The 12,605-nt window shown below is 69.1% G+C and carries 9 protein-coding genes; 4 read left to right on the forward strand and 5 right to left on the reverse strand.

Annotated features, from left to right (window positions below):
• Positions 1–26 precede the first annotated feature (26 nt).
• The 3 genes from JNK12_20250 to JNK12_20260 all read left to right on the forward strand — a co-directional run bounded on the left by JNK12_20250 (position 27) and on the right by JNK12_20260 (position 3,362).
• Positions 27–1,349, forward strand: a complete 1,323-nt coding sequence (locus JNK12_20250) for a HAMP domain-containing protein (protein ID MBL8778281.1) — start codon at positions 27–29, stop codon at positions 1,347–1,349.
• A 77-nt stretch (positions 1,350–1,426) separates the two neighbouring features.
• A complete protein-coding gene (locus JNK12_20255; GenBank protein MBL8778282.1) occupies positions 1,427–2,539 on the forward strand; it encodes a VTT domain-containing protein in 1,113 nt (370 codons plus the stop codon).
• A gap of 304 nt (positions 2,540–2,843) precedes the next feature.
• Positions 2,844–3,362, forward strand: coding sequence for a PepSY domain-containing protein (locus tag JNK12_20260; GenBank protein ID MBL8778283.1), 519 nt, complete (start codon positions 2,844–2,846; stop codon positions 3,360–3,362).
• A gap of 97 nt (positions 3,363–3,459) precedes the next feature.
• Here JNK12_20260 and JNK12_20265 read toward each other — a convergent pair whose 3' ends face one another.
• Positions 3,460–3,672 (reverse strand): hypothetical protein, encoded by a 213-nt coding sequence (locus tag JNK12_20265; GenBank protein MBL8778284.1) that lies wholly within the window; start codon positions 3,670–3,672, stop codon positions 3,460–3,462.
• A 39-nt stretch (positions 3,673–3,711) separates the two neighbouring features.
• Between JNK12_20265 and JNK12_20270 the strand changes: the two genes are divergently transcribed.
• Positions 3,712–4,746 (forward strand): metallophosphoesterase, encoded by a 1,035-nt coding sequence (locus tag JNK12_20270; protein ID MBL8778285.1) that lies wholly within the window; start codon positions 3,712–3,714, stop codon positions 4,744–4,746.
• Positions 4,747–4,849: 103 nt separating this feature from the next.
• Here JNK12_20270 and JNK12_20275 read toward each other — a convergent pair whose 3' ends face one another.
• From JNK12_20275 to JNK12_20290, 4 genes are all read right to left on the reverse strand, one after another.
• Positions 4,850–9,493, reverse strand: coding sequence for a DEAD/DEAH box helicase family protein (locus JNK12_20275; protein ID MBL8778286.1), 4,644 nt, complete (start codon positions 9,491–9,493; stop codon positions 4,850–4,852).
• Positions 9,494–9,837: 344 nt separating this feature from the next.
• Positions 9,838–10,197 (reverse strand): hypothetical protein, encoded by a 360-nt coding sequence (locus JNK12_20280; GenBank protein ID MBL8778287.1) that lies wholly within the window; start codon positions 10,195–10,197, stop codon positions 9,838–9,840.
• Positions 10,198–10,339: 142 nt separating this feature from the next.
• On the reverse strand, positions 10,340–10,606 hold the full coding sequence (locus JNK12_20285; GenBank protein MBL8778288.1) for a hypothetical protein: 267 nt from the start codon (positions 10,604–10,606) through the stop codon (positions 10,340–10,342).
• Between the two features lie 50 nt (positions 10,607–10,656).
• Entirely contained in the window at positions 10,657–11,955 is a 1,299-nt protein-coding gene (locus JNK12_20290) for a type IV secretory system conjugative DNA transfer family protein (GenBank protein ID MBL8778289.1), read from the reverse strand.
• Positions 11,956–12,605 lie beyond the last annotated feature (650 nt).

Genomic DNA, 12,605 nt, shown 5'->3' on the forward strand with positions numbered 1-12,605 from the left:
GCCGGTTTCGCCTGGGTTCGCTTCGGGTGCGCACGACTGCGATTGCGGTCGTGGTCGTCGGTTCGGCGCTGCTGGTCGGGGGTGCGGCACTGGTGGTGCTCCTGCGTGATTCCCTGACCGATCAGGTTCGGACCGCCGCCGAGCTCCGAGCGCAAGATGTCGCCGGTGTCCTCGAGTCCGGCACGGCCCCGGAGGAGCTGGCGGTCAACGATGAGGAGGACCTGGTGATCCAGGTCGTCGACGCGGCAGGCCAGGTCGTAGCGTCGAGCGGCAACGTAGAAGGCGAGTCGGCGATCGTTGATGTGGCACCCGGTCGCTCGGAGCAGGCGCGTGCCACGCCGGTGGACGACGACAGCAGCTTTCTCTTCGTGGTGGCGAACGCCGATGCCCCTGACGGCCGGTTCACGGTGATCGTCGGGCGGTCGACTGAGCTGGTGACCGATGCCACCGGTCTGGTGGCCGGCCTTCTTGCGAGTGGCATTCCGTTCCTGGTGCTACTGGTCGGGGTCATCACGTGGCGGACCGTTGGTCGCACGTTGCGCCCGGTCGAGGAGATCCGGCGAGAGGTCGACGAGATCTCGGGCAGCGAGCTGCATCGTCGCGTCCCCGGCGGACCGACCGACGATGAGATCGCTCGTCTGGCCACCACGATGAACCGGATGCTCGATCGGCTCGAGGCATCGGCCGAACGGCAACGACGGTTCATCTCCGACGCATCCCACGAGCTGCGTTCGCCCGTATCGGTGATCCGCCAGCACGTCGAGGTGGTGTTGGCGCACCCGGGAGGGACCAGCGCCGAGGAGTTGGCCGAGACCGTTCTCGCCGAGGATCTGCGGATCCAGCGACTGGTCGAGGACCTTCTGTTGTTGGCCCGGGCCGATGAGAACACGCTGCGAGTCAACTGGCGGCCGATGGACCTCGATGATGTCGTGTTCGAGGAGGCCGACCGCCTGCGCTCTGGATCCCAAGTCCGGGTCGACACCTCGGCCGTGTCGGCGGGCCGGGTGTCCGGCGACCCCGCTCAGCTTCGCCGTGTCCTGGTCAACCTGGGTGACAACGCGGTTCGTCACGCACGGTCGACTCTTCGGTTCACCCTCCGAGAGGACGACATGGTCGTGCTCACGGTCGAGGACGACGGCACAGGGATCGACGAGACGTCGCGGACTCGGATCTTCGAGCGGTTCGTCCGTCTCGACGACGCGCGCGCCCGCGACGACGGGGGCAGCGGACTGGGCCTGTCGATCGTGGCAGAGATCGTGGCTGCGCACGGCGGCGAGGTCGTCGTCGGGGACAGCGACCTTGGTGGGGCACGGTTCGAGGTCCGCTTCCCGCGCGTGGCCGACGGCTGACTGAGCGGACCGTTCAGGCCCGCTTCAGGCGCTGTGACGCATCGTTTGGTCATGGATCGAACCGACCGGCGCGGCCGGTGAGCAGTGCCGAACTGACCGGCGTGGCCGGCTGGATGGCCACCATCCTGGCCACCGCCGGCCCGCCCGGCGTCGGCCTCATCGTTCTCGTCGAGAACCTCTTCCCACCGATCCCCAGCGAAGCAGTGCTGCCCGCGGCCGGATTCCTGGCCGCCCAGGGTGAGTTCGGCGTCGTCCCTGCCACCGTGTGGGCCACAGCCGGGAGCGTCGTCGGGGCGCTGCTGCTCTACGGTGGCGGCCGCTGGATCGGCGACCGACGGATGACGGCGCTCATCGACCGAATTCCGCTGATGTCGACCGCGGACGCTGAACGCGCCTGGTCGGCGTTCGACCGATTCGGTGAGCCGGCGGTGATGTGGGGCCGCATGGTTCCCGGCGTTCGCAGCCTGGTGTCGATCCCTGCGGGTGCCCGTGGCATGGCGCTCGGTCCGTTCCTGGCGCGGACGCTCGTCGGATCTGCGGCGTGGAACTCGGTCCTGATCGGCGCAGGCTTCGGGCTCGGCGATTCGTTCAGTTCGGCCGCTGTGGCGGCCGAATGGGCGAACCGGCTGGTGTATCTCGCCGTCGCTGTCGGTGCAGCGCTGCTCGTCGGCGGGCGTGTACGCAGGCGCGTCGGTCGAGGCGCGTCCAGCATCCCACTCGACCAGACAGGAGACGGGTCCGACGCTCTCGTCGCGGCGTCAACGTCGATGACCGAGGCGACGGGCGGAGCTTGCCTGGACGGTCCGCTACGTCGCGCCGTGCGGGTGCGGCAGCCGGGTGAGCAGGTCCGTGTGCTCCTGGTCGAGGATGATCGGCGCCTGGGCCTGCTAATCAGGCAACTACTCGAGGAGGACGGCTACGAGACGACCTGGGTGGACCAGATCTCGCTGGCGCTCGAGGCGCTGCACATCGACGATTTCGACGTCGTGGTGAGTGACTTCAATCTTCCCGACGGCATCGGCCTGGACATCCTTCGTGCCAGCGCCCCACCGGTCGTGGTCTGCACCGGACGCGACGACCCTGACGTGCTCGGCCAGGTGCGGAGCGAGGGCGCAGCCGAGGTGTTGATCAAGCCGTTCAGTCTCGACGATCTCCGATCGATCCTGGCAGCCATCGTCGACCGCGTCTGATCACACGCTGATGGCGGCACCGTTCAGCGGGCCTCAGCTGATCCCCGGTACGGTCCACACAAGTCCAGGGCCCCTGCCGGGTTCCGGCCCGGTCCTGCTCGAAGGCGACCACCGGCGAACGTGGCGCCTCCCTGCCGCAACGCGACGCGTCCGCGACGATGGCCGCGTCAACTCGTGACGCAGACAGCGGTTCCTGAACAGCACTTCAGCGTCGTTCAGATCCGCATCAGCACGACCTTGAGATCGTGGGGTTCACCAAGGCAGCGGTCAACCGGACTGCAGCCCCACGAAAGGAATCCCGCCCATGTCCATCAAGGATCGTTCCACGCGGATCGCCGCCGGCGGTGCCGCAGCACTCGGCCTGACCCTCGGCGTCGCCGGCCTAGCCGGCGCCGCAACCTCGCCCGACCAGACCGCGAGCCCGGCACCGGCGGTCGAGGAGGACCAGACCCAAGATCCCATCCTCAACGGCTCGATCCAGAGCCCCGAGGACGAGTCGCTCTCCGAAGCCGACGAGGCCAAGGCGCTCGAGGGCCTCGCCACCATCGCCGCCTCCGACGCCGAGCATGCCGCGCTCGCCGCCAACCCCGGCGCCACTGTCAACAGCTCGGAGCTGGGCAACGAGAACGGCAGCGTCGTCTACGAGGTCGACCTCACCGACGCCAGCGGTGCGGACGTCGAGGTCAAGGTCGACGCCGGCAACGGCGACATCCTCTCCCAGGAGAACGACGACGACGGCAACGAGGCGGACGAAGGCGACGAGGGCTCGGCATCCGGGGCCGACGAGGCGAACGAGGCGGCGGAGGTGACGCCCAACGGCTGAGCAGAATCCATCCTGGATGGTGCACAAGGCGGTGCCGGACCCAAAGCGGTCCGGCGCCGCCGCGACACGGCACTGTTCACGTTCGTTCAGCGTGGCCTCAGGAAGGTTCGTAGACGATGCCCCCCTGGAACAATCCCGACAGGAGCATTTGTGCAGTTCCCGCGGAGGCGAAGGCAGCGACACCGATCCTGGTGCCGATGACGAAGACGAGCGTGAAGACGAGTCCGACGAGGAGAACGCGTTCGACGGAGACGGCGACGGCGACGGCGACGATGAGGCGTAGAGACCGGCGTAGTCCGATCGTGCCCACCCGAGCGAGCGCGGCGCGCTCAACCCACAGGGCGCCACGATGACGAACCCTTCCGCCACGGGTCCGTCATCGTGGCGCGTCCGACTCGCGTTCGTGGTGGTCGCGTTCCTCCTCGCGGCCGGAATCGCGGTATCCGCCGTCGGTCGCGACAAGACGTGGCACTGGATCGAGTCGTGGTGGCGCCTCGACATCGGTGCTCCTGCGGCGACCAGTCCGTATCCCGTCGATCTCGAGACCCCGGACGTTCGCCTCGCCGTCGCCGGCGACGTCGGCACCGGCGAGTCCGCCGAGTACGACACCGCATCGGCGATGGACGCCCTGGAGTTGACCGGCGAGTTCGACGCGCTCCTGCTGCTCGGTGACAACGTCTACCCGGCCGGCGACCCGGCCGCGCTGAGGACGAACGTCTTGGACCCGTTCGCCCAGGTGCTCGACAACGGCACCGAGCTCGTCGCTGCGCTGGGGAACCATGACATCCAGACCAACAACGGCGACGGCCAGATCGACTCGCTCGGCCTCCCGGGCCGCTGGTACGCGGAACGGTTCGGGCCCGTGCGAGTCGTGGTCGTCGACTCGACCCAGGCGTCGAACGCCGAACAACTCACCTGGCTCGAGGACGAACTCTCGACGCCGACCGATGCAGCATGGACCGTCGTCATCCAGCATCACCCGCCGTTCTCGGCCGGCTACCACGGCAGCCATGAGCCGTCGCAGCAGCACCTGGTCCCGCTCTACGAGACGTACGACGTCGACCTCGTGCTGTCGGGCCACGACCACGACTACCAACGCATCGCCCCCCAGAACGGGGTGACGTACGTCGTCTCCGGCGGGGCCGCCAAGCTACGGAGGACGGCATCTGCTGGGTTCACTGTCGTGGCGGCGTCGACCTATCACTTCGTCGAGATCGCTGCCTTTGACTCACGCCTCGACCTCCGCGCCGTCGACCAGGACGGCCGGGTCTTCGACTCGTTCTCGCTCACCACTCCAGCCTCAGCTACACCCCACTCCTCGAGGGGGAGCACCAGTATCGTCACACCCAGGCCGACGTGGCCGCGCAATCATCCTGACCGATGAGCGGGGGGAGCCTCCCTCGGAGGGCGCTCGAAGCAGTCCTACGGGACCGACTCCGCGAACTCGAAGCGCGGGCTGCTGGACGGGGCCTCGAAACCCTGCGCGGTCACAACCCAACTCCTGGGGAGTCGACGGTGGCCGGGCGCTGAAGGGCACCGGGGCGGGCCGTCATCCGGGCCGCCGGGGCCAGCTCTGGCCCTGAGCGGCCGGGAGTCGATCCTTGCCCCACCGACGTCGGCTCGGTGGTGGCTGCGAGCTGTTCGTCGATCTCTCGATGACGGCGACGCAGACCGGCCAGTTCTTCGCCCCGGTCCCATGGCCTGTCGACCCGGGTTGCTGCTCGGTCGGCTTCAGCTCTCGCCGCGGTGGCTTCCTGGTTCAGATCGACGATGGTGTCCGGGAGTCGGTGCAGGTGGCCTTCGAGCCGGGTGACGAGGTTGGACGGGTCGCTGCGGGTCAGGTCGTTGGCGAAGAAGCTGACGTCGACATGGGCGTCGGGGATGGTGACCCGGACCTCGTCCTCGATGGTGGTGATCGCTTGAGCCTGGACATCGAGCCCGCCCAGCGTGCCGATTTGGCTGGAGGACCCGCAGGTCTCGGGCGGCGTCTGGTCGAGGCGCTGCCGAAGGAGACGCTGTAGGTGCTCGCCTGCGTCGACTCGCTTCGTGTGCGCACGACCGTCGATGGTCATGGCGAACCGGTCGCCGCGGGTGTCGATCACCCGACCGATGACCGCGTCGAGGTCGGCGGCACGGCGCGCGGCCCTTTCTGCTCGGTGAGTCGCAGCGTCGAGCGTTCGGCGAAGGCGGTGCTGGTCGTCGTGGTGCGCTCGTTCGAGTCGGGCGAGGCGAGCGACATCTGCGTCGACCGCTGCCTTCTCGAGGACGAGGGGGTCGCCGGTGGCCAGCGCCTTGACCTCGGCGAAGGAGAGGGCCTGGTCGCCGATGTCGTCGACGTCGCGGTCGGGCAGGTCGCCGCGGGTCACCTGAGCGATGAACGCGGCCTTCCGTTCGAGGGTCTGCCACATGTAGGTGTCGAAGCTGCCCTCGGTGACGTAGCGCAGCACGCGAACCTCGGGGTTCTGGTTGCCCTGACGGAGGATGCGCCCGTCGCGCTGCTCGATGTCGGCAGGTCGCCACGGCGCGTCCAGGTGATGCATGGCGACGGCCCGCGCCTGGACGTTGGTGCCGACGCCCATCGTCTCTGTCGAGCCGACGAGGACCGACACGGTGCCGTCCCGACAGGCAGCGAACAGCTTAGCCTTGGCCATGTCGCTCTTGGCATCCTGCATGTAGCGAATCGACCCGGCGTCGACGCCACGACGGACCAGGAGGTCGCGCAGTTCGTCGTAGGCGTTCCACCCTGCGCCGGCCGGGGTGGACACGTCGCAGAACACGAGCTGGAGTGCACCCGGTCGGAGCGTGAGCTGGCCATGCTCGTCGGTGTAGCGGAGGTCGCGTGTGGAATGGTGAACGGCGGCGATCCGCTGCGCCGCAGCAGCGAGCTTCCCGCCATCGGTCGGGGCGTCCTCGCCAACCAGTCGGAGGTCGAGGGCGGCACGCCGGCCGTCGCCGGTGACCTTGAGCATGTTGTCCTCGCTCGGGTCGACGGCTCGATTGCGGATGGCCTCTGCCCGCGAGGCGAGGTCGCTGACGTAGTCGACGAGGGCGTCGGTTGGTTCGACGACGATCGTCTCGGCCTGGCCGCTGGCGAGCGCAGGGACGGGAAGGTCGAGGTCGTCGTTGGTTCGGACGTCGGCGACTTGCCGGTAGAGGGTGAGGAGCTCGGGGACGTTCTGGAATCGGGCGAAGCGGGTCTGCATCCGGTACGAGGCGCCGTCTGGTGCCAGCTCGAGCGCAGTGTGGGTGCGCCCGAAGGTGGCGGCCCAGGCGTCGAAGGCTCGAAGGTCGACGCTGGCCAGAAGGTCCGGGTGCAGGTAGCTCTGCATGACCCACAGCTCGGCCATCGAGTTCGCCACGGGTGTCGCGGTGGCGAACGTGACGACGCGCGGACCGTGTGTCCGTCGCAGCGCCCAGAGCTTGGCGTCGAGGTCCTGGGCGCGCTGGGACCCGGTGTTGGCGACGCCGTCGATCGAGCTGTCGACACGACGGTTCTTGTAGGCGTGGGCCTCGTCGATGAACAGGTAGTCGATGCCGGTCTCCTCGAACCGGACGCCGTCGTCCTTGTTGTGCTCGGCGAGGAGCCGTTTGTAGGTCTCCTCCATCTGGGCGATTCGCCGCTCGAGCTTCTTGACCGACAGGCCCTTGCCGTCCTTGGAGCCGGCCAGTGCGGAACGGGCCGTTTCGATCTCCTCGCCCAGGTAGGAGGTCATCAGGTCGTGGCCGAGGGGCAGGCGAGCGAACCCCGATTGTGTGAAGACGATGCCGTCCCAGTCGCCGGTGGCGGCGCGGGCGACGAACTCCTTGCGCCGGTCCTTCGACAGGCGCTCCCGGTCGGCGACGAGGATGCGGGCGGTCGGGTAGAGCTGGAGCCACTCGCGGGTGAACTGCTCCAGCATGTGATTTGGCACGACCACCGCCGGCTTCGAAGAAAAGCCGAGGCGGCGAAGCTCCATCGCAGCGATGACCATCGTTGCGGTCTTGCCGGCGCCGACGGCGTGAGCGAGCAGGGCGCGCCCGTCGGTGAGGATGCGGGCAACGGCGTCCCGCTGGTGGGTCCTCGGTGTGAACGTGCCGGCGAGTCCAGGAAGGCTGAGGTGGCTGCCGTCGTGCGAGGGCAACACGGTCGACGAGAAGAGTTCGTTGTAGCGACCGGCGAGCCGCTCGGCCCGGTCGGGGTCTTCCCACACCCACGTCGAGAACCGCGAGGTCAGCGCTTCCTGCTTGTCTCGAGCGGCGAGGGTCTCGGCGTCGTTGCGGACCCGGCGGCCGTCCTCAGTGGCGTCGGTGACGGTGTGGAGCCGCTGGTTCAGTGCCGCGTCGAGCAAGGTGATGCCATCCGCACGGGAGGTGCCCCACTCGGAGGAGAGGGCGACGCTCCGACGGCTGCCGTCGCGTAGCCGGGCGGACCAGTGGCCGAGCTGCGGGAGGTGCTCAACGTCGACGGTGGCGTCGAGCACCTCCCGACAGAACTGCTCGATGTCTCGACTCGGGATCCATGGCGCGCCGAACCGGGCAGTGATCTCCGAGGGCTCGAGCTGGCGGGGCAAGATCCGTTCCAGTGCGGCGACGTTGGTCCGGAAGAGGCCGTCGGGATCGTCGGCAGCCCGGCAGGCGTCGAGCTTTGCCCGGACGTTGCCCGACAGGTACTCGCTGGCGGCGACGAGCCGGCCGGTGCCGGGTTCGTCGTACACCAGCTCGCCAAGGTGTCGGCGTGCGGTGGTGGCATCGGTGCCGAGTAGCTCGGCGGCGCGATCGATCGTGATGGTGCCGGTCTCGTCCAAGCAGACGGCGACGGCTTCGTCGGAGGTCTCGACGCCGTGGCGCTCGTGGGGAGGGTCGATGACGCGTTCGTGGAAGATCGCGGCGGGGCGTGCCTCCTGGGTTTCCTCGTCGAACACCTCCAGGGCGGCGACAAGGGGCCAGTCGGGGTCTTCACGGAAGCCGCCCATGCGCGGCCGCAGGCGACGCATGATCTCCTCGCCGGTCTCGGGATTGCGCCGACCGGTGCGAGCTTGGCTGGACCGATTGATCGGCCCGTACAACCGGGCGTAGGTGCGGTACTCCTCGGCGAGGGTCGCTTGCGCGGCGGTGAGCTGGTCGTCGCTGCCGCCATCGACCTGGACGGTGAGCACGCTGCGGGCGGCGTCGCGCAGGCCGACGAGTCGAGCGAGCTCGCTGCGGTCCTTGGCGAAGCGCGGCTCGTAGGTGACTGGGGTGCCGCCCTGGAGTTGGGCGACTTCGCCGCGCTGGTTGACGACGAAGCTGCCGTCCTGTGCGTGGGTGAGGTCGAAGTCGCCTCGCGCCGCCTGGGGCTCGGTCCGCGTCTCGTCGGCGCAAGCCGCGGGCACGTAGACCAAGCCACGATCGCGGGCTCGGGTGGCGAGATCGTCGAGCGCGGCCGGGAGCTGCCTGTCCAGGTCGCCGTTGGGGGTCACGGTCAGCTCGTGATCGCGGTACATGCCCCGGCCCGCGACCAGTTCGCCGAGGACATGTTCGGGATGAGCCAGGAAGTACTCGTTGACCTCCAGCGGCGCCGTCCCGTCGGCGGTCTCGATGGGTGCGGGCCCGACGCGTTCCCAGCCGGGACCGGAGGGTTCGGCTCCGGGTGGGCGGCGGCGCAGGATCACCAGGTCGACAACGACGTCGGTGCCGGACGAGCAGGCGAAGGCGCGTTCTGGCAGGCGGATCGCGCCCACCAGATCGGCGAGCGTGGCCATCTCGCGCCGGGCCGCGGGGTTGCGGGCGTCGAGTGTGTACCGGGAGGTGAGCGCGACGACGAGGCCACCGGGGCGGGTCAGGTGCAGCGACTTGAGGAGGAAGTAGTTGTGCAGTGCGTGGCGGCCGCGGTTGTGGCGGGGGTCGTGGGGCGTGACCTTGGCGAAGGGCACGTTTCCGATCACGACGTCGAAGGCGCCGTCCTCGACTCGCAGTTCCTCGAACGCTGTCGCATGGATGGTGGCCCTGGCGCCGTAGAGGTGCTTGGCGATCTCGGCGGTGGTCTGGTCGAGTTCGACGCCGGTCAGCTGTGCTCCGGGTGGGGCGAAGCCGATGAAGTTGCCCGACCCGCAACCCGGTTCCAGTACCCGCAGATCAGCGTCGGCACCGAGCGCTCCGGTTGCGCGCCACATCGCGGCGACCACCGAAGCCGAGGTGTAGTGCGCGTTCAGGGTCGTACGCCGGGCCTGAGCCCAACCGTCCTCGGTCCGAAGTAGCCGGCGTAGTTCGGCGCGCTCGTCCACGTAGCGGTCGTCCGCTTCGTCGAAGACCTGTGGGATCGCACCCCATCCCGACCAGCGCGCCAGGACTGCCTGCTCGTCGACGTCGGCCCACCGGCCGCCCTCGTCATGGCAACGGTTCAGAACGGCGAGTGCGTCGAGGTTCGCTCTCAGTTTGGCGGCGGTGCCCGCAGGAGCGAGGGCGTCCTGGCCGGAGGGTCGAAAGGGCGCGGGCCGCGCCGGTACCTCCGGTCCGCCTACAGCGGGGTGTTGATTGTCTCGTTGATCTCGGCGAGGGCTTGGTAGCGGCGGTCCAGGTCCGGATCGTCGTTCTGGTCCTCGTCCGTCCCGGTCGTCGAGACTGGCTGGAAGAGGTGGTGGTCCGCCATGGTCAGTTCCTCGGCGGTCACCAAGGCCTGGTAGCTCCGGAGCCGGTAGGCCTCGAGGCTCTCGCCGGGCCGGGGCTGGTCGAGGATCTGATCGCGCAGCCGGGTCACCTCCACCGCGATCGCTTCGCCGGCCTCCGCGAAGAACGCGTCGGGGTCGGGGATCTGCGAATAGACGTCCGGCCGGTGCTGCCGGTTGTGGTCGTGGGCGATCTGCCCGTAGCGATTCATGGTTTGCCTCCTGTCTCGATGCACTCGCATCGTCGGGAGGGAGCGCAAGATCGAACAGCGACAGCTGCCCGGAGGGATCACGGCGAGCGCTCCGATCGCTTGCCGTCACGCTACCCGCGCCCTCGACCGCTCCAGCGGACCATCACAGGCCCCGGCCTTCGAGCGGTTGCGTCCTGGCCGGTGTGTGGTTGCCCACGACTCGCCCGTGGCCTTGCTCCACGGCGGCGGTGCGATCGCGCATCCACATCTCCTGCTGGCCGTCGACGGCCAGGCGCCGGAACCCCTCCCCCGCCAACGTCGCTCGGGTCGTGTCGCCCGGCTCGTCGCGGACCATGACGATCTGGTGCTGGCGCGGGTCGAACACCACCTCGACCTGACGACCGGCCCACAGCCCGGCGGGCTCCGACACCCACCCGACTGGAGCGAGGCGGGCGCGGTCCGTCGCTCGGAGGAACGGCTTCACGCCGCGCTCCCCTCACCGACCGAGATCGCAGAGCGCTTCGCCAGGTGCGGGCTTCGATAGAAGGGCCGGGTTCGGACGTGGGCCGGCGGGAGGGTGCCGTGCACCAGCAGCGCATCGCCTGGCCGCATCTGCCTCAACACATGGGCCGGGGCCAGCGGAACGCGAATGGTCGAGAACTGGTCCGAACCGCCATTGAGGCGTTCAGCGGCCGAGTGCGACCGGGTGTCGACCTCGGCCTCGCCGAGAACCCGCTCGATGTAGTGGATCGAGGTCGGGTCAGACAGGCCCGCGTAGAACACCTTCGTTAGGTGGTTCGTCAGGATCGTGTCGGCCGCCTTGCCGTAGGCGACCTCGAGCTGCGCGAGCGACTGCCAGATCGTGACCAGCAGCACGCCGATGCCGGCGAGTGTCGAGGCGTACTCGGGCAACTGCCGCAACGGGGTGTTGCCGGCTTCGTCGATCACCACCAGGAGCGGCGGGTCGAGCGGCTTGCCGGTCGCGGCGACGTGGCGGTACGCCTGGTTGATCAGGTCGTTGAGCAACCCACCGAAAGCTGGGGCGAGACGCTTCTGGTCCTCGATCGGCGAGCACAGGTAGACGGTGTTCGACCCCGACAGCAGCCACGGGAGATCGACCCCGTCGAACTTGAGCCGGCGGCCCTTCTTGTCCTTCCGCGAGCGGGACGACGCGGCGACACCGGGGTCGGTCCACGGCCAGATCACCGTCTGAGCGGTGGCATAGATGGACGAACGGGTTCGTTCCTCCATCTCCCACACCGACACGACGGCCTTGGCCACCTCGACGGCACCCCGTGCGACCACGGCATTGTTCGAGACGCTCAGAGCGTCGAGCGCTTCGCGGACCTCGCCGGGTCCCAACTCGCCGGGACGGTCCTGGGTGAGCACCCACTCGCACACCGCGTCCATGTTGCGATGCGCGTGGTGGGCGACAAACAGCAGACCAGACAGCAGGATCTCGGCCTGCGCCAACCAGAAGTCCATCCCACCCTCGACCCCACCTCGCGGGGCGGCATCGCATAGGGAACGGGCGGCGCGTTGGGCGCCGACGACAGTTCCCGCCTGCTGCAGCGGCGACCACAGCGCCGACGCGCCCTTCGGGGTGGTCGACGAAGTTGGGTCGTAGACCCGTGCCTCACCGCGAGTCGAGCGCCATCCGTGGGTGGTCGCCAACAGGTCGGCCTTCACCGACGACAGCACCGCCGGCCCGTCCCACTCGAGGATCCCGGCAACCGCTGCGGTGGTCTTTCCCGACCGCGAAGGCCCCACCAGCGCCACCGCGCCCCGATCTCCTCGACGGGTTCGGCGAGCTGCTCTACGAGGCGGACGGGACGGTCGAGGGGGCGGGGACTCGGTGGCCACCAGGCGCCGGCCAAACTGAGCGAGCACGAACCGCCCGGCGACGGGTCCCGGCACCAGGAGCGGCTCCAGATCGCGCCGCTTCGCGAAGCGGGTGCGACCGTCAACCCCGAGAGGACGACGCCTCGCCGTCCCTACCTTCGAGCGGCTCAGCCACCTGACGACCAGGGCCACGGCAGCAGCAAGCGCCGCCGCCGTCAACGCAGTGCAGAACCAGTAGAGCGGAGTACCCGGCAGCAGCTGACTGAAGGGCATGCTCCACGCCCCCGCGGGTGCGCTCAGGTTCGCCGGCAGTCGCGGCGCCGCATCCGCTGCCGCAGAGAACGGGATTGCGCGAGCGCTCCCCGAGGCGGCAAGTGCGAGCCATGCGCCCGCCCACACCGCACCGACGAGGGACAGACCGGCACCGGCGACGACGATAACGAGCAGCTCGAAGCCACCTAGACCCTCGCGTTCCATACCCAAGTAGGCCCGAGCGATGGCCGAAACTTCGCGAGCGGATCATCGCCGGCGTCGCTCCGCGTCCCTACGGGCATTATTGGGGACAGGGCTTCGCCGACGGGCGTCGG

This window comes from Acidimicrobiales bacterium (assembly GCA_016794585.1).
Taxonomy (GTDB): domain Bacteria; phylum Actinomycetota; class Acidimicrobiia; order Acidimicrobiales; family DATDAH01; genus JAEUJM01.

Excerpts from the sequence above, each read along its gene's own strand:
- JNK12_20260 (MBL8778283.1), top strand. The coding sequence starts at position 2,844 with ATGTCCATCAAGGATCGTTCCACGCGGATCGCCGCCGGCGGTGCCGCA.
- JNK12_20270 (MBL8778285.1), top strand. The coding sequence starts at position 3,712 with ATGACGAACCCTTCCGCCACGGGTCCGTCATCGTGGCGCGTCCGACTC.
- JNK12_20275 (MBL8778286.1), bottom strand. The coding sequence starts at position 9,493 with ATGTGGCGCGCAACCGGAGCGCTCGGTGCCGACGCTGATCTGCGGGTA.
- JNK12_20280 (MBL8778287.1), bottom strand. The coding sequence starts at position 10,197 with ATGAATCGCTACGGGCAGATCGCCCACGACCACAACCGGCAGCACCGG.